The sequence below is a fragment of the Sphingomonas sp. PP-CE-3G-477 genome (assembly GCF_003050745.1).
Taxonomy (GTDB): Bacteria; Pseudomonadota; Alphaproteobacteria; order Sphingomonadales; family Sphingomonadaceae; genus Sphingomonas.
Genome location: NZ_QAOF01000001.1, coordinates 346,181 through 364,436 on the forward strand (window position 1 = coordinate 346,181; position 18,256 = coordinate 364,436).

The 18,256-nt window shown below is 64.9% G+C and carries 14 protein-coding genes; 9 read left to right on the forward strand and 5 right to left on the reverse strand.

Annotated elements, in window-relative coordinates:
* Positions 1-19: 19 nt before the first annotated feature.
* Positions 20-802, reverse strand: a complete 783-nt coding sequence (locus C8J45_RS01520) for an SDR family oxidoreductase (protein ID WP_107961621.1) — start codon at positions 800-802, stop codon at positions 20-22.
* A 62-nt stretch (positions 803-864) separates the two neighbouring features.
* On the opposite strand from C8J45_RS01520, the gene C8J45_RS01525 reads away from it, so the two are divergent.
* Positions 865-1,449, forward strand: coding sequence for a TetR/AcrR family transcriptional regulator (locus C8J45_RS01525; protein WP_219907315.1), 585 nt, complete (start codon positions 865-867; stop codon positions 1,447-1,449).
* Positions 1,450-2,011: 562 nt separating this feature from the next.
* Positions 2,012-5,074, forward strand: coding sequence for a TonB-dependent receptor domain-containing protein (locus tag C8J45_RS01530; RefSeq protein WP_107961622.1), 3,063 nt, complete (start codon positions 2,012-2,014; stop codon positions 5,072-5,074).
* A gap of 165 nt (positions 5,075-5,239) precedes the next feature.
* Here the strand turns inward: C8J45_RS01530 and clpA are convergent, their stop codons facing one another.
* Together clpA and C8J45_RS01540 are read right to left on the reverse strand one after the other, a co-directional pair.
* Positions 5,240-7,558 (reverse strand): ATP-dependent Clp protease ATP-binding subunit ClpA, encoded by a 2,319-nt coding sequence (gene clpA, locus C8J45_RS01535; RefSeq protein WP_107961623.1) that lies wholly within the window; start codon positions 7,556-7,558, stop codon positions 5,240-5,242.
* 143 nt (positions 7,559-7,701) lie between these two features.
* On the reverse strand, positions 7,702-7,896 hold the full coding sequence (locus tag C8J45_RS01540; RefSeq protein WP_107961624.1) for a DUF1192 domain-containing protein: 195 nt from the start codon (positions 7,894-7,896) through the stop codon (positions 7,702-7,704).
* Positions 7,897-8,019: 123 nt separating this feature from the next.
* On the opposite strand from C8J45_RS01540, the gene C8J45_RS01545 reads away from it, so the two are divergent.
* The 7 genes from C8J45_RS01545 (at position 8,020) to C8J45_RS01575 (ending at position 15,249) form a co-directional block, all read left to right on the forward strand.
* Positions 8,020-9,000, forward strand: a complete 981-nt coding sequence (locus tag C8J45_RS01545; protein ID WP_107961625.1) for an NAD(P)H-quinone oxidoreductase — start codon at positions 8,020-8,022, stop codon at positions 8,998-9,000.
* Positions 9,001-9,343: 343 nt separating this feature from the next.
* Positions 9,344-10,228, forward strand: coding sequence for a UDP-2,3-diacylglucosamine diphosphatase (locus C8J45_RS01550; RefSeq protein ID WP_107961626.1), 885 nt, complete (start codon positions 9,344-9,346; stop codon positions 10,226-10,228).
* A gap of 162 nt (positions 10,229-10,390) precedes the next feature.
* Positions 10,391-11,413 (forward strand): glycosyltransferase family 1 protein, encoded by a 1,023-nt coding sequence (locus C8J45_RS01555; protein WP_107961627.1) that lies wholly within the window; start codon positions 10,391-10,393, stop codon positions 11,411-11,413.
* Positions 11,414-11,512: 99 nt separating this feature from the next.
* Positions 11,513-12,190: a DUF1013 domain-containing protein gene (locus tag C8J45_RS01560; protein WP_107961628.1), complete on the forward strand. Its 678-nt coding sequence runs from the start codon at positions 11,513-11,515 to the stop codon at positions 12,188-12,190.
* Positions 12,191-12,492: 302 nt separating this feature from the next.
* Positions 12,493-13,557, forward strand: a complete 1,065-nt coding sequence (locus tag C8J45_RS01565; RefSeq protein ID WP_107961629.1) for an MBL fold metallo-hydrolase — start codon at positions 12,493-12,495, stop codon at positions 13,555-13,557.
* Positions 13,558-13,591: 34 nt separating this feature from the next.
* Positions 13,592-14,461: a dienelactone hydrolase family protein gene (locus C8J45_RS01570; RefSeq protein WP_107961630.1), complete on the forward strand. Its 870-nt coding sequence runs from the start codon at positions 13,592-13,594 to the stop codon at positions 14,459-14,461.
* Positions 14,462-14,634: 173 nt separating this feature from the next.
* Positions 14,635-15,249 (forward strand): glutathione S-transferase family protein, encoded by a 615-nt coding sequence (locus tag C8J45_RS01575; RefSeq protein ID WP_107961631.1) that lies wholly within the window; start codon positions 14,635-14,637, stop codon positions 15,247-15,249.
* Between the two features lie 516 nt (positions 15,250-15,765).
* Here C8J45_RS01575 and C8J45_RS01580 read toward each other — a convergent pair.
* A complete protein-coding gene (locus C8J45_RS01580) occupies positions 15,766-16,290 on the reverse strand; it encodes a thioredoxin family protein (RefSeq protein WP_107962182.1) in 525 nt (174 codons plus the stop codon).
* On the reverse strand, positions 16,290-17,984 hold the full coding sequence (locus C8J45_RS01585; RefSeq protein WP_107961632.1) for a DEAD/DEAH box helicase: 1,695 nt from the start codon (positions 17,982-17,984) through the stop codon (positions 16,290-16,292). The genes C8J45_RS01580 and C8J45_RS01585 overlap by 1 nt, the downstream gene beginning before the upstream one ends.
* Positions 17,985-18,256: the final 272 nt, after the last annotated feature.

Here is an 18,256-nt window from a genome sequence, read left to right on the forward strand (position 1 = left end):
CGGCGTGGAGTGCGTCGGATCAGGCGGCGGCGTAGCGATCCGCGCGGAGAAGCTGGGCGAACCGCGGCACCATCGCCTTGCGCGCGTCGTCGAACGCATCCCAGAGTTCGCCCTCGTGCAGCGTCGGGATCGTCACGCCTTCGCGACGATCGAAGCCGACCATCGCCGCATTGACCAGTTCGTTGACGTCCATCATTCCCGACAGATCGGCACCGACCATTCCGGCGCGACCCCATAATTCGGTGCCGGTTGCGGCCGGCAACACGGCCTGGACGTAGACGCCCTTGGGGCCGAGTTCGAGCGCGAGGCCCTGCGAGAGGAACAGCACGAACGCCTTGGTCGCGCCGTACACGCTCATGCCGAACTCCGGTGCGAGCCCGACGACCGAGCCCAGGTTGACGATCGACCCCGTGCCCGCCGCCACCAGACGCGGCGCGATCGCATGCGCGAGCCGGACGACCGCCGTCGTGTTGAGCGCGACGTTGCCGCGGACGGCCTCCGCGGACTGATCGACGAAGCTTCCGCCGAGCCCTGCGCCGGCGTTGTTGATCAGGATCTCGATCTTCGCATCGTCACGCAACCGTGCCTCGACCGCGGCGACGTCGGCCTCGCGGGTCAGGTCCGCCGTCAGGATATCGACCGCCACACCGGTCTCGGCCGCGAGCTGTGCCGCAAGCGCTTCGAGCCGCGCGGTGTCGCGGGCGACGAGCACGAGGTCGTGGCCGCGACGGGCGAAACGATCGGCATAGGTCGCGCCGATGCCGGTCGAGGCGCCGGTTATGAGAACGGTTGGACGGGTCATGGGATTGCTCTCTTTCGGTCGCTGCTTATATACATGACGGACATCATGATTGGTTAAATATGATGACCATCATGAAACTGTCAATGCCGATCCAGGAGTTTTTCGCCATGAAGGTCAGTCGCGAGCAGATGTCGGCGAACCGCACCCGCATCCTCGACGCCGCCAGCACGCTGTTCCGAGACCGTGGGTTCGACGCCGTTACCGTGTCGGAGGTGATGAAGGCGGCAGGGCTGACGCATGGCGGATTCTACGGTCACTTCGCGTCGAAGGACGACTTGATCGCGCAGACGGTCACGCATGCGCTGACCCCGTCCGACGCCGTCAGCGGCGACCTGAACGCGTATCTCGATGCGTATCTATCACCACATCACCGCGATCGCGCCGCGACCGGCTGTCCGACCGCTGGCTTTGCCAGCCCGTTACGCCATCAATCGCCAGAGGCGCGTGCCGCCATGACGAAGGGGTTGTCCTCCCAGATCGACCGCCTTGCCCAAGCTGTGCCGGGAGCGGACTCCGCGGAGAAGCGACGCGCGGCGATCGGGACGTGGGCGGCGATGGTAGGGGCGGTCATCCTCGCACGTGCCGTCGATGATCCCGTGTTGTCCGACGACGTGTTGAAGCAGACACGCGCCTGGATCGAAGGCTGAAAGCGAAGACCGGGCATCGATGTCGGTGAAGCCCGTCTCCGTGGAGGCGTTGCCGCATCGATCTGCCCGTGAATTTTTGTTGCGCATCGGCCACGGTATCGACCGACTTGGGGCGGACGGTCGCCTCGAAACCTGATCGTGCGCGGTGGTGGGCTGTCTTCCCGACGGGGATCATCCTCAACGCGGATTTGCCGTTCGACCGCCGCGTTTGCTCGCGTCGGCTACGATGGATGATCTGCGAGTATCCGCAAATGCGCGCCTCAACCATTTGATGAACGACGATTTTCAGGTCGGCTGCCGTCGTGGACTGAGCGAGCCTCCCATGGAACTTCAAGCCATTTTACGTCGCCGCGTGACGGTGGCGGATGCCCGATGGCTGCCGTCCGGACACGGCATCGACCCTATCAAGCGGAGAACCAGAGGGGTACCTTTCTGAAATATTATGTCGGCAATGTATTTGATAGGTATTGTTTGGGTATTGACTGGCACTGTGATTTGACCAAGTCTGTCGTTCGAGCCGACTAAAGCGCTAGACGCGGTCGGTGACAAAAAGGGGTGCTAAATGATCTTTGACCAGACCGTGTCTCGTATTGCGCTTTCGGGGGCGCTGCTGTTTTACGCGATGCCTGCGATGGCGCAGGATCCCGCCGTCGGCGCTCAAACGCCAGCACAGGCCAAGGTCGAGGCGGATGCGCAGACTGCTCTCGCCACGCCGGATGTCGCACCCGCGACGAACGACATGATCGTCGTCACCGGTTCGCGCATCCAGCGTCCGAACATGACGTCGGCCGCGCCGATCACGTCCATCACCGCGCAGGACATTCGTGCACAGGCGCCGACCAATATCGAGGACGTGCTCAACCGCCTGCCGCAGATCTCGCCTGACGCGCAGCAGACCTATCAGGATTCGGATGGTCGTCAGCGCATCAAGCTGCGCAGCCTGGGGTTCGAGCGCACGCTGACGCTGATCGACGGCAAGCGCCTCGGTACGCAGAATGGCGCGGACGTCGGTATCATCCCGCCGTCGCTCCTCGAGCGGGTGGACGTGCTGACCGGCGGCGCCTCGTCGGTCTATGGCTCGGACGCGGTCGCCGGCGTGGTCAACTTCATCCTCAAGAAGGATTTCGAGGGGCTCCAGATCGACGGCAACTATAATTTCTACAACCATGACAACAAGGACACGATCGTCTCGCCGCTGGCGCGCGCGAACGTGTTCGGCAGCCCACGCGGAATGACCAACGACGGCGGCCGCGCCGACATCACAGTGACCGCGGGCAAGAAACTGTTCGATGGCAAGCTCCGCCTGTCGGGCTTCGTCAACTACCGTCACACCGACGCGGTTGATTACGACGCGCGCTCCAGCTCCGCTTGCCAGCTCATCCAGACCGGCAAGGACGGCCCGCTGTCCTGCTCGCTGTCGACCTATTCGCGCAGCGGCTACGTCTCGCCGCGCTCGGGTGCGAACAATGGTGCTGCCTACGTCAACGACCCGAGCGGTACGCGCACCTTCGTCCCCTACGGCGTCGGTGCGGGCAACGCGGCCAACCCGTATGATGGCTATTCCTATCAGCGCGCGTCGGAACGGTGGAACGCCGGCGGCTTCGTCAGTGCCGATCTGACGTCCGATATCGAAGTCTATGGTTCGGGCATCTGGTTTCGCGACAAGTCCGAGAACGTCTATCCGGCGCGGATCTACAGCTACACCGTCTATGGCGATCAGCCGTATCAGGTGAACTGCAACAATCCGTATCTGTCCGGTTCGCAGGCGACCGCGATCTGCGGCGGCGCAGCCGGCAGCAACACGAAGGCGCCGATCGAACTCCGCTATCGCTTCAACGATCTCGCCGACATTCCCGACGTCTATATCAACAGCGGCGTCCGCGCGACCGGCGGCTTCCGCGGCAAGGTCGGCGATGCGTGGACCTGGGATGTCGGCGGCGTCTATTCGCGCAACCAGCAGGTGGCGAACTACGGCAATCTGCCCGATTACGATCGCGTCAACCAGTCGCTCGACGTCGTCAACGTCAACGGCGTACCGACCTGTGCCAGCGGCGTCGCGGGCTGCGTGCCGTTCAATGCCTTTGCCGCCAACACCCCCGGCCAGCCGGTCGCGAACTGGCTGTTCACCGCGCCGGGCGGCAGCACCAAGGGTGTCGGCACGCTCTGGGACGGCCTGATCTCCGTGACCGGCGATCTCGGCAAATACGGCGTCACCTCGCCGCTCGCGAACCAGGGCGTCGCGATCGCGCTGGGTGCCGAATACCGCCACGACAACTACACGTCGACCGCCGACTCCTTCTACCGCGACCTGAACGGCGGCAGCGATCTCGACATCTCGCAGAGCGTCTGGGAGTCGAACATCGAGGTACAGGCGCCGCTGATCGAGGAGCGTCCCTTCGCGCATCTGTTGCAGGCCAATGGCGGCTACCGCGTGTCGAAATACAGCAGCAATCCCAAGACCTTCAACACCTGGAAGATCGAGGGCATCTACGCACCGGTCAGCGATCTGACCTTCCGAGCCTCGTACAACAAGGCGCAACGCGCGCCGACGGTGATCGAGATCGGCCAGTCGCGGAACATCAGCTATGGTCTGCAGGGCGGCTCGCAGAACGATTTCTGCGCGCCGACCGTGACGACCAACCCTGCGACCGGCGCGGTGACATACGGCACGCCGGTCGCATCGCGCGACGTCTGCCGCGCGACCGGACTGTCCGATGCGCTCTATGGCAGCCCGACGCTGTTGTGCGCACAGGGTGACGGCAACCAGTGCACCGTCCAGTCGGGTGGATTCACCGCCGACCCGGAGACCGCCTACACGCTGACCTACGGCCTGGTGGTGAAGCCCAGCTTCATCCGTGGGCTCGTCTTCTCGGTCGATCGCTATCAGATCAGAATCGACAACTCGCTCGGGTATAACGATTACACCTACTACACCGATGGCTGCCAGCGCTCGAACGGCGATCCGTTCTTCTGCTCGGGCATCGTCCGCCAGCCGGGGACGGGCATTCTCTACGCTCCCGCCAGCAGCAATCCGACCAGCGGTTTCATCCGCCAGGGCACCACGAACTACTACAAGTCGATTGCGCGCGGCATCGATTTCCAGGCGCAATACACGCTCGGCCTCGGCGGTGCGGGCAAGGTCGACTGGAACTTCAACGGATCGCTGACGACCTTCGCGGGCAGCCAGGATTCGCCGCTCCAGCCCAAGCGCAACTGTGCCGGCTATTACGGAAATGGGTGCAGCCAGTTGCTGCCGAAATGGTCGCACGGTCTGCGCACGACCTATACGACCGGCGATGGCATCTTCAGCACGTCGTTCAACTGGCGCTATGTCGGTTCGCTGACGCACGCCGACAATTCGGGTGACGAGGCGATCGGCGGCACACCGGAGCGGGCTCGGACGACGTTCTACCACATCGCGCCGGCCAGCTATTTCGATCTGGCGTTCACCTTTGCGATCGCGAAGGACTTCTCGCTGCGGTTCATCGCCAACAACCTGCTCGACAAGACCCCGCCGATCCTCGCCAACTCGTACGATATCAGCCTCGCGCGGAGCAACACGATCCCCGCGCGCTACGACTCGCTCGGCCGCAACCTTGCGATCGGCGCTACCGTCCGGTTCTGATCCGGATCGACGACTATCGGGCCCGTCACCAGACGGGCCCGATACGCCGCATCATCGACGAGAATTGCAAGACTGCGGACCTTGACGTCCGTGAGCGACCCACAAAAAAGCCTGCCGCTGGAACGCTCCAGCGGCAGGCTTTTTTAGACACCGGTCGTGTAAAGGCTACTCAGCCTCGACCGTCTCGGTCTTGCCCTTCTTCTTCGGCTTCTTCGGCGCAGCAGGCTCGATCGCGAACGACAGCGCGCCGTCCTTCATCTTCACCGTCACCTCGCCGCCGTGCACCAGCTTGCCGAACAACAGTTCCTCGGCGAGCGGCTGCTTGATCTTCTCCTGGATCAGGCGACCCATCGGACGTGCGCCGTACAGCTTATCATAGCCCTTGGTCGTGAGCCACGCCTTCGACTCGTCGTCGAGGACGATGTGCACGCCGCGGTCCGCCAGCTGGAGTTCGAGCTGGAGGATGAACTTGTCCACCACCCGCGCCACCACTTCGGTCGGGAGATACCCGAACGGTACCACCGCATCGAGACGGTTGCGGAATTCTGGCGTGAACATCTTCGTCACGGCCACCTCGTCCTCGCCCTCGCGCGACAAATTGCCGAAGCCGACAGTCTCGCGCGCCATGTCGCTGGCACCCGCATTGGTCGTCATGATCAGGATGACGTTGCGGAAATCGACCGACTTGCCGTGCTGGTCGGTCAGCCGCCCGTTATCCATCACCTGCAACAGGATGTTGAACAGGTCCGGATGCGCCTTCTCGATCTCGTCGAGCAGAAGCACGCAGTGCGGGTTCTGGTCGATCGCATCGGTCAGCAGACCGCCCTGGTCGAACCCGACATAGCCCGGGGGCGCACCGATCAGACGGCTGACCGAATGCCGCTCCATATATTCGGACATGTCGAACCGCTGGAGCGGAATGCCCAGGATCGTCGACAACTGCTTTGCGACTTCGGTCTTGCCGACACCGGTTGGGCCAGTGAACAGATAGTTGCCGATCGGCTTCTCCGGCTCGCGCAGGCCCGCCCGCGCCAGCTTGATCGCCGAGCTGAGCTTCTCGATCGCCGCATTCTGCCCGAACACCACCCGCTTCAGATCCGTCTCGAGCGTGGCGAGCGCCAGCTTGTCGTCGGTCGAGACCGACTTCGGTGGGATGCGTGCCATCGTCGCGATGACCTGCTCGATCTCCTTGGGCGTGATCGTCTTCTTGCGCTTGTTCGGCGGCACCAGCATCTGCATCGCACCGACCTCGTCGATCACGTCGATCGCCTTGTCCGGCAGCTTGCGGTCGTTGATGTACCGCGCCGACAGCTCGACGGCCGACTTGATCGCATCGGGCGTGTACTTGACGTTGTGGTGATCCTCGAACGCCGAGCGCAGGCCGGCGAGGATTTTGATGGTATCCTCGATCGTCGGCTCGTTCACGTCGATCTTCTGGAAGCGCCGCAGCAACGCGCGGTCCTTCTCGAAGTGATTGCGGAACTCCTTGTACGTCGTCGAGCCGATGCAGCGGATCGTACCGCCGCTCAGCGCAGGCTTGAGCAGGTTCGACGCATCCATGGCGCCGCCACTCGTCGCACCTGCGCCGATCACGGTGTGTATTTCATCGATGAACAGCACGGCATCAGGCAGCTTCTCGAGCTCGTTGACGACCGCCTTCAGGCGCTCCTCGAAGTCGCCACGATACCGCGTCCCCGCCAGCAACGCGCCCATGTCGAGCGAGTAGATCACGGCAGGCAACAGCACGTCGGGCACGTCGCCCTCGACGATCTTGCGCGCCAGGCCTTCCGCGATCGCGGTCTTGCCGACGCCGGGATCACCGACATAGAGCGGGTTGTTCTTCGACCGGCGGCACAGGATCTGGATCGTGCGATCCACCTCCGGCCCGCGCCCGATCAGGGGATCGACCTTGCCGTTCTTGGCCTTCTCGTTGAGGTCGACCGTAAATTGCTTGAGCGCGCTTTCCGTCTTGCCCTTCTCCTGTCCCTTGGCCGGCTTCTCGTCGTCCGCACCCTTTGGCGTGGATGCTTCGGTCGCCTGCTGTCCGCCCTTGCCGACACCATGGCTGATGAAGCTGACCGCATCGAGGCGGCTCATGTCCTGCTGCTGCAGGAAATACACGGCATAGCTCTCGCGCTCGCTAAACAGGGCGACGAGGACGTTGGCACCGGTCACTTCGTCGCGGCCCGAGGACTGGACGTGCAGGATCGCGCGCTGGACGACGCGCTGGAACCCGCTGGTGGGGGAGGGGTCGGTCGCCGCATCGACCTTCAGCGCATCGAGTTCGCTGTCGAGGTAATGCGAGACGGTATTCTTCAGATCGCCGATCTCGACGTTGCACGCGGTCATGACCTTCGACGCATGTTCGTCGTCGATCAGCGCGAGCAGCAGATGCTCCAGCGTCGCATATTCGTGACGCCGGGACGATGCCGCCTCGAGCGCCTTGTGCAGCGTGGTCTCGAGGGCGGGTGCAAATGATGGCATTTACAATACTCCTGTCGGGCCGCGAGAACGCGAGCCCTTTGCCACTATGTCGGAACTGATATCGGTCGCATCAAGCACTTGAACCCGGCCCCGTCCGTTCCTGCGCTGCCTAAATGCGACGCTCGTGGAGGCGGGCAGCGCGATCACCGCCTGAAGAGGTCGTCGGCGCTGGCGCGGTGACTGACCGCGCGGTCCTTCTTCAGCTGGCAGCGCGCGATCTCGCCCTGCAACACGGTGATCCGCGCATCGAGCTCGGCGACCGACAACGGATCGAGGTCCTGTCGCACGAGCGCGTCGAGCAGATCGTCGGGACGGGAGGGGGTGTCGTCCAGTTCCATAGTTTCTGTAACGTTGACCCGCACCAGAGTGATGTCAATAAGGCGCGGAAATCTAAAGGGACGTGACGAGCGATGACCGCGATACCCGAAAACCAATCCAGTAACTTAGGTGTACCCGACGTCATGAAGGCGATCGATCCGGAACAGCCCGGCGGTCCCGAAGTGCTGGTCCTCGTCGACCGTCCCGTGCCCAAGCCGGGGCAGGGTGAGGTGCTGGTCAAGGTGGCGGCCGCCGGGGTCAACCGTCCCGAGGTCATGCAGCGCCAGGGAAAGTATCCGCCCCCGCCGGGTGCGCCGTCGATCCTCGGCATGGAGATCTCCGGCACGATCGTCGCGGTCGGCGAAGGCGTCGGCGACGAGCAGATCGGCCAGCTCGTCTGCGCATTGATCTCGGGCGGTGCGTATGCGCAATACGCGGTCGCGCCGTTCGGCCAGTGCTTGCCCGTCCCCGAGGCGCTGACGATGGTCGAGGCGGCGGCGATGCCCGAGACGCTCTTCACCGTCTGGACCAACCTCTTCGAGCGCGCCTACGCGATGGAGGGCGACACCGTCCTCGTCCACGGCGGCACCAGCGGTATCGGCACGATGGCGATCGGACTGTGCAACGTGTTCGGCATCGACATCATTGTCACCGCCGGCTCGAAGGCGAAGTGCGAAGCGGCGCTGAGCCTTGGGGCGACCCACGCGATCGACTACAAGTCCGAGGATTTCGTCGAGCGCGTCAAGCAGATCACAGGCGGCAAGGGCGTCGCCGCGGTGCTCGACATGGTCGGTGGCGACTACGTCCCGCGCAACCTGCAATGCCTGGCGGAAGACGGCCGTCACGTGTCGATCGCGGTCATGGGCGGCGCGACGGCAACCGTCCCCCTGTTCGAGATCATGCGCCGCCGCCTGACGCTGACCGGCTCGACGCTCCGCCCGCGCGATACGGCGTTCAAGTCGCTGGTCGCGGACGAACTCGCCCGCACCGTCTGGCCGCACGTCGAGGCCGGCAAGCTGAAACCAGTGATCGACCGCGTGTTCGCCTTCGCCGACGCCCCGGCGGCGCACACCCGGATGGAAGCGGGCGACCACGTCGGGAAGATCGTGCTGACGATGGGGTGAGGGGGCAAACTCCTACCAACCGCACTGCACCACCCCGGCGAAGGCCGGGGCCCAGTTGGGGACGCTAAGCAAGGGAGCGACGCGCTTCGTTATTGCCACCTCTCCAACTGGGCCCCGGCCTCCGCCGGGGTGGGGCCTCGAAGCGCTACCCGACCCAAAACTTGTTCTCCCGCGAAGGCGGGAGCCCAGTCTGGATCCCCGTCTTCGCGGGGAATCATGCTGACCTTGTTCCAGCTATAAACACGACAGCTCCGCTGACTTGGAACAGTCACCAGACTGCGACCACCCTGTAACAATACTCGCCTAATACTCGCGGCAAGGATAGTTTTGCGGGGGCAGGCTCATGAACGCCATCACGACGTTTTCGCCATCTAGCTTCGTTGGCGCCGACATCACCGATATCGCCGACTTCATCCACTCCCGGCCCGCCGTACCCGAGCCGGTCGTCGAACGCCGCCAGTATCGCACGATCTGGATCTCCGACGTCCATCTCGGCACGCGCGGCTGCAACGCCGGGATGCTCAACGACTTCCTCGATCACGTCGACAGCGAGACGATGTACCTCGTCGGCGACATGATCGACGGCTGGCGGCTCAAGAAGAAATTCTACTGGCCCGCCGCGCACAACGACGTGATCTGGCGCCTGCTCAAGCGCGCCAAGCGCGGCACCCGCGTCGTCTACATCCCCGGCAACCACGACGAGGTGTTCCGCCAATATTCGGGGCTCGACCTGGGCGGCATCTCGATCCGCCGCAACGCGATCCACGAGACGGCGGACGGTCGCCGCCTGCTTGTCCTCCACGGCGACGAGTTCGACGCGATCACGCTCGCGCATCGCTGGATCGCGCACATCGGCGACGCCGCCTACACGATGCTGATGGGCCTCAACCGCTGGGTCAACGGCGCACGCCGCCGCATGGGGATGCCCTATTGGTCGCTATCGAAGCACGCGAAAGCCAAGGTCAAGAACGCGGTCGCCTTCATCTCGCACTTCGAGGAAGTCGTCGCGCACGCCGCCGGCGTCCGCGGCGTCGAAGGTGTCGTCTGCGGCCACATCCACACTGCCGAAATGCGCGAGATCGCCGGGATCGCCTATTATAACGACGGCGACTGGGTCGAAGGTTGCACGGCGCTGGTCGAGCATTTCGACGGCCGCATGGAGCTCCTCCACTGGGGCGACGAAATCGCCGCCCGCGAGAAGGATAAGGTCATATCCATGGCCGCCTGACTTAACCCTCTCCCCTGCGGGGAGAGGGCAAGCCGCGTCAGCGACGCGGGTGAGGGCAAGTCCACAACGCGAGTGGAAGCGTGCCCTCACCCTCCCACCCGGCTGCGCCGGCCGGGCCCCTCCCTCTCCCCGACGGGGAGAGGGGTAAGAAAGGATAAGCCGATGCGTATCGCAATCGTCACGGACGCCTGGAGCCCACAAGTCAACGGCGTCGTCCGCACCCTCCAGTCGGTCCAGCGCGAGCTCAAGTCCATCGGCCACGAGGTCCTGGTAGTCTCCCCCGAGCGCTTCGCCTCGATGCCATGCCCGACCTACCCCGAGATTCGCCTCGCCTTCGCGCGCTCGGGTGCAGTCGGCCGCATGCTCGCCGCATTCGGCGCCGACGCGATCCACCTCGCCACCGAAGGGCCGGTCTGCCTCGCCGCCCGCAACTGGTGCCTGGCCCGCGCGCTTCCGTTCACCAGCGCGTATCACACGCAGTTCCCCGACTATATCGCAGCCCGCACCGGCGCGAACCCGGACTGGATCTGGCGCTATATCCGCTGGTTCCACCGTCCCGCGCAATCGATCCTGGTCTCCACGCCGTCGGTTGCCGCCACGCTCGCCACCCAAGGCCTGCACCAGGTCCGCGAATGGGGCAGGGGCGTCGACTTCGCGCAGTTCGGCCTCGACGGCGCGCGCGATCCCGAGATGGCGGCGCTGCCCGGCCCGATCCTGCTCTATGTCGGGCGCGTCGCGGTCGAGAAGAATATCGAGGCGTTCCTGTCCTCCGCACATCCCGGCACCAAGGTCGTCGTCGGCGACGGCCCCGCCCGCGCCACGCTCGCCCGCCGCTTTCCCGACGCCGTCTTCCTAGGCCAGCGTTCCGGCCTCGACCTAGCCGCCGCGTACCGCACCGCCGACGTCCTGGTCTTCCCAAGCCGCACCGACACGTTCGGTCTCGTCATGATCGAAGCTCTGGCCTGCGGAACCCCCGTCGCGGCCTACCCCGTAACTGGTCCGATCGACGTGCTCGACGACCGGGTCGGCGCGATGCACGAGGACCTGGACACCGCGATCGCCACCGCGCTCACCCGCGACAGCGTCACCTGCGCCGCCTACGCCGCGCGCTACAGCTGGCCCGCCAGCGCACGCCAGTTCCTTCACGCGCTCGTCCCTCTCGAAGGAAAGCTCATGGCCGCCTGAGCTTGTTCGCTTGCCTGTTGCCCCCGCGCGCACTAAGTCTCTCTCATGTCAGGCCGCTCCGAAAGGGGCGGCCCTTTCTATTTTTACGGAGTTTCCGCCGTGGCCCAGCCGCTCATGCCCCACGCGACCGCCGCCTGGATGGTCGACAATACCGCGCTCAGCTTCGAGCAGATCGCGGACTTCTGCGGCCTGCACATCCTCGAGATCCAGGCGATCGCCGACGACACCACCTCGACCAAGCTCACCGGTCGCGATCCCGTACGCGCCCATGAGGTCACGCAGGACGAGATCGACAAGGGTGCCGCCGATCCCGACTACCAGCTCAAGATGATCAAGGGCCCCGAGCAGGTCCGCCGCACCAAGGGGCCGCGCTACACGCCGGTCTCGAAGCGCCAGGACAAGCCCGACGGCATCTCGTGGATCATCCGCAATCACCCGGAGATCACCGACGGCGCGATCTCGCTGCTGATCGGCACCACCCGCACGACGATCGCCGCGATCCGCGACCGCAGCCACTGGAACATCGCTAACATCACGCCGAAGGACCCGGTCACGCTCGGCCTGACTTCGCAGCGCGAGCTCGACGCAGCCGTGGCGAAGGCGGCGAAGGCAGCCGGCATGGAAGCCCCGACCGACACCCGCCTCGAAGGCGATCGCGAAGTCCTGCTCCAGCAGCTCCGCGCCGAGCGCACCCAGGCAGCCGCGGACGCACAGTTCGTGGCAGAAGGCGGCGTCCTCCCCGTCAAGCCGCTCTTCGACGACCCCTTCAAGCGCTGATCGTCTTTCCCGGTATTGTCGGTAAAAAGATAAAGAGGGGCGGTGCCGAAAGGTGCCGCCCTTTTTCGTGTGGAACACGGCGCCATCCCGTCGCACCTCCCCGGCGAAGGCCGGGGCCCAGTTGGGGGGACGGTCATGGCTATGACGGCGCACCGTTACTTCAACCTTTCCAACTGGACCCCGGCCTACGCCGGGGAGGTGGCTTCAGGCATATCAGTTACCGACCCGAGTGCGGGTTCTGGCTGACAGCTGATGAGCCGATGCCGCTGGCCTACATACCGACCAGTTGCTAACTGCAACGGATGGCAACCGCACCCGACACCAATTTCGCGCCCACCAGCCACAAAGGGCTGACCTATCCATTTGGTGGCGCAGAACCTGAAGTAGGCGGCACGATGCAGGTCGCCCCCGGCATAGACTGGGTCCGCCTTCACATCCCCGGCCCCTTACGCCACGTAAACTGCTGGCTCCTCGCCGACACCGACGGCGAAGCGCTGGTCGACACCGGCATGAACACTGCCGAGGCCCGCGACGCCTGGAAAGCCATCTTCAAAGGCTCCAAGGCCGGCGTTCGCATCACGAAAATGATCGGCACGCACTTCCACCCCGACCATATCGGCCTCGCAGGCTGGATGTGCGATCATCATTCCGCCCCCTTGATCATGACCCGAGCCGAGTGGCTGACCGCCCGCATGCTCGCCGCCGACGCCCGCGACTCGGTCCCCCACGAAATGCTCGCCTTCTGGCGCGGCGCAGGCTGGGACGCCGCACAGATCGACCACGCCACCGCCAAGGGCTGGGCCGGCTTCCGCAAGATCATCACGCCGCTCCCGCTCAGCTACACCCGCATCGAAGACGGCGACACGCTCACCATCGGCACGCGCGACTGGCGCGTGGTAACCGGCTCCGGCCACTCCCCCGAACACGCGTGCCTCTACGACGAAGCCGGCGGCATCCTCATCGCCGGCGATCAGGTCTTGCCCCGCATCAGCCCCAACGTCTCGCTCGGCGTCACCGAACCGAACGCCGACCCGCTGGGCGAATGGTTCGCCTCGATCGCCAAGCTGAAAACGCTGCCCGCCGACCTGCTCGTCCTCCCAGGCCACGGCGACCCGTTCACCGGCCTCCACACCCGCCTCGATGCAATGGACCGCGAACACCGCGAGCGACTCGATGAGCTCGCCGTCTTCCTCGCCGAACCCCGCCGTGCGGTCGACTGTTTCGGCCGCCTGTTCCGTCGCGCGATCGGCCCCGACGTCCTCGGCATGGCGACCGGCGAAGCGCTCGCGCATCTCCGCCGCCTCGAAGTCGAAGGCCGGGCGACCCGCGACACGCAAGATGGCGTATGGTGGTGGCGCGCGGCCTGAGTTAGCATGCGGCCAAATCCAAGAGGATAGGCCCATGTGCGACGAGCATACCGCAGACGACAACGAAGCCTATCTTGCCGGCGTCTCGCGCCGCCAGTTCGGCGTCATGACCGGCGCGATGGGGCTGACGATGTTGCTTCCCGCGCCCGCGAACGCCGCCGTCATCAAGGGCCGCGACGTCTCCATCGTCACGCCCGACGGCAAGGCCGACGCCTATTTCGTCGCCCCCGCCACCGGCAAGCACCCGGGCGTGCTGGTCTGGCCCGACATCATGGGCCTGCGCCCCGCCTTCCGCCAGATGGCCGACCGCCTCGCGCAATCGGGCTATGCGGTGCTAGTCGTCAACCAATTCTACCGCTCGACCAAGGCGCCTTTCCTGAAGCCCGGCGAATCCTACGACCAACCCGAAGTCAAAAGCCGCATCGCCCCCTTCCGCGAAGCGCTCACGTCCGAAGGCACGGTCCGCGACGCGAAAGCGTTCACCGCCTTCATCGACGCGCAACCGCAGGTCGATCGCAAACGTGGGCTGGCCACCACCGGCTATTGCATGGGTGGCCCGATGGTCATGCGCACCGCTGCAGCGGTCGCGAACCGCATCCGTGCCGGCGCGACGTTCCACGGCGGCGGTTTCGTCACCGACAAGCCCGACAGCCCGCACCTCCTGATCCCGCAGATGAAAGCGCAATACCTGATCGCGATCGCCGCCAACGACGACGCCCGCTCGCCGACCGAAAAGGACACGCTCCGCACCGCCTTCGCCGCCGCCAAACTCCCCGCCGAGATCGAGGTCTACGCTGGCACGATGCACGGCTGGTGCCCGCCCGACTCGAAGGTCTACAACGCCGCCCAGGCGGACAAGGCCTGGGCCCGCATGCTCGCGCTGTTCGACAAGGCGTTGGTGTAACGGAGGCTAGAAACCGAGCCCGGTATTCCGCTTCCTTGTTCTCCCGCGAAGGCGGGAGCCCAGACTGGGCTCCCGCCTTCGCGGGAGAACAACCTTGCTTCGCCAACAGCCCGCTTGACCGTGTCCCCGCTCCATGAGACCATCGTTCACGATCCGTTCTCAAGGAGAGTAGCGTGGCCCTGACCCTGTACACCAACCCGATGTCCCGCGGTCGCATCGCGCGCTGGATGCTCGAAGAGGTCGGCGCCGAGTACGAAACGGTCGTGCTCGGCTGCGACACGACGATGAAGGCCGAGGCGTATCGCGCGATCAACCCGATGGCGAAGGTTCCCGCGCTGGTCCACAACGGCAAGACCATCACCGAATGCGCCGCGATCTGCGCCTATCTCGCCGAGGCGTTTCCCGAAGCGGGCCTCGTGCCACGCGACGACGAACGCGCCGACTATTATCGTTGGCTCTTCTACGCCGCCGGTCCGGTCGAATCCGCGATCACCAACCGCTCGCTCGGCGTCGTCCCCACTGATGCGCAACAGCGCATGGTCGGTTATGGCAGCTTCGATGCCGTCGTGGACGTGCTTGAACGCGCCATATCCACACACCCCTACATCGCCGGCGACCGCTTTACCGCAGCCGACGTGTATGTTGGGTCGCAGATCCTGTTCGGTCTGCAATTCGGCTCATTACCCAAGCGCGATGCGTTTGCAGCCTACGCCGCCCGCCTGATCGAACGTCCGGCATACAAGCGGGCAGGAGAACTGGACGACGCACTCATCGCGGCTGCAGCCTGAAGTCGACCGACGGCGTGTGATCGGTCATACCTGACCTCGTCATCCTGACGAAAGCCAGGATCCAGAGCCACGGAGGCTAGCTGTTGGTATCCTGGGTCCTGACTTTCGTCAGGATGACGGCGGGGATTGGGCCGGCACGGCGCCTTTGAAATTAGCTTTATGGGAGAACCGGTTGCGTTCGCAGGCGAATGGCGCGCACCGGATCGACATCAAACGGGCAGGGGGCGCTGGATGCTCTCGGCTAGAAAAAGAGGCCAACTCACGAACACGACCGGTAGCAAGGGCCCGTACAAACCTTGCCCTCACCCTTCCCACGGCCAAGTGGCCGCGGACCCCTTCCCTCTCCCGTAGGGGAGAGGGAGAGACGCGAAGGCGGCGATAGGTGAGGGCAAGCCGCTAATTGATGTTTTCAGGCACTGAGCGTGAGAGCCGCCGGCGAGGCGCCTGACTAACGACGCCACTTCAAGCTAAACGTGTAATAGCAACTCAGCCGCTAGCCGACCCTGCAAGCGTGGATCAGGCCGCCCACTTCGCCAGCCAGTCGGCCAAGGCCTGAGGCCCCATCGACCGAGCATCCGCCAGCTCGGTTTCATGCCCAGCATTCAAAAGCTTGTTGCTGCGCGGATCGACCACCAGCACCGCAGGCACGCCCTTCAGGCGGCCCTTGATGCCGTAACCCGCCGCGATCTGACCGTTCTTGTCGAAGCGGCCGATATCGACCGTCACCACCACGAACTTGCTGTCGACGAAACGCTTCATCTCCGGCAGGTCGATCGTCCCCGCGAGCAGGCGGCAGTCGAGACACCAGTTGCCGCCGAGATCGATCAGCAACCGCTTGTGCGTCTTCAGTGCCCGCGCCCGCGCCGCCGCAACCTGTGCATTGGCGTTCGCCGACTCATTATATGGCAGCGGCAAGGGCTGCGGCAGCTTGTCGAAGCTCGTCGTGTTGACGTGCGGCGCCACGACTTTCGCGCGGGGCGCGGCGGGGGCGGCCACGGCGGTTGCGAGCAAGGTAAGCGCGGCGAGACGGCGTATCGACATCATTCATATCCTCCGATCACGGCATTCAGGAAGCTCGGGAATGGTCCGTTCCAGCCATCCACCGGCGTTTCGGCGATCGGTTGGCGGCGACCACGGGTTGGATCCGCAGGGATGCGCTCCGTCCGTGGCGGTTCGACCTTCGCGGCTTCCGAACGAACAGCTTGCGTGCGAACTGGTTCCGACCGTACCGGCTCCGACCGCGCACGCTCCGACCGAACGGGCGCCGCGCTAACCAGTTCGACATACGCCGTTTCGACCTGCACCGGCTCGACCCGTGCCGGCTCCGCAACGCGCGGCTTCACCGCGGGCACGGGCTCGTCGATCGGCGTCCGCTCCCAGCGCGGACGCTTGGCCGCCGCAACCGGCTCGGCCGCAGCCAGCACCTCGGCGACGATCGCCGGGGCCACCGTATCCGCCCGCGGCACCCGCCGCGTACGTGGCCGATCCGACTCCTCGGCAGCCGCCGCCGCAACCGGCACAGGCGTAAACGTCTCGGACCGCGCGCCGCGACGCGGTCGTGCGCGCCGCGTCGTGCCATCGTCTTCGGTCGCAGCAGTAACTGCCGCCGTCTTCGGTTCGGCAACCTTCAGCCGCTCGATCGTCTGCCCGGTAAGCTTCTCGATATTGACGATATTCTCGGCATCGTCGGGCGCGACGAACGTGTACGCCGTCCCCGTCGCCCCGGCGCGACCCGTCCGACCGATCCGGTGGACGTAGTCGTCGGGATGCCAAGGCGCGTCATAGTTGAACACCGTCGACACGCCCTTGATGTCGAGCCCGCGCGCCGCGACGTCGGAGGCGACCAGGATCGTCACCGCGCCGGTCTTGAACAGCTCGAGCTCGGCCAGCCGCTGCGGCTGTTCCATGTCGCCGTGGATCTCGCCCGACTTGTAGCCCGCCTGCTTCAGCACCTTGTTGAGGTCGCGCACCGTCGTCTTGCGGTTGCAGAAGATGATCGCGTTGGTCACCTCTTCCTGCGCGAGAATCCGACGCAGCGTATCGCGCTTGGCGGTCTGGCTCGGCACCGGCACCAGATACTGCTTGATGTTAAGGTTGGTCGACGCCGGGCGCGATACCTCGATCGTCTTGGGATTGGTCAGGAACTTGTCCGCCAGCTTCTTGATCGGCGGCGGCATCGTCGCGGAGAACAACAGCGTCTGGCGCTGCTTGGGCAGCTTGGTGCAGATTTCCTCGATGTCGGGGATGAAGCCCATGTCGAGCATCCGGTCCGCCTCGTCGATCACCAGCATCGAACAGCCGTTGAGCATGATCTTGCCGCGCCCGAACAGGTCCATCAGCCGGCCCGGCGTCGCGATCAGCACGTCGACGCCCTTCTCCAGCGCGGCGAGCTGGTCGCCCATCGACACGCCACCGATCAGCAGCGCCATCGAGAGGTTCGAGTTGACGCCGTATTTCTCGAAATTCTCGGCCACCTGCGCGGCGAGTTCGCGCGTCGGCTCGAGGATCAGCGAGCGCGGCATCCGCGCGCGGCTACGGCCATGCGCGAGAATATCGATCATCGGCAGCACGAACGACGCGGTCTTGCCGGTGCCCGTCTGGGCGATGCCGATGATGTCGCGCATCATCAGCACCGACGGGATCGCGCCCGCCTGGATCGGGGTCGGCTCGGTATAGCCGGAGTCGGTGACTGCCTTCAGCAGTTCGTCGGAGAGGCCGAGATCGGCAAAACTCATGCAAATGTCCGGTAAATGGAGGGTGAAATGCACTGCCCTCAAGCGTTCCGGCGCTCGCCGATTTGGCGACAAATGTCAAGGAAACGCGGTGAATCGAGGGTGGGGAAGGGGCGGCGGGCGGCGTATTTCCGCAAAAACCCCCGTCATCCTGACGAAAGTCAGGATCCAGAGCCAAGCAGCGTACCGTCAGTTACTCTGGATCCTGACTTTCGTCAGGATGACGGAGCTAGGTGAGACTGCGTTCGCCACACACGCGACTGGCCGGCCCCCCG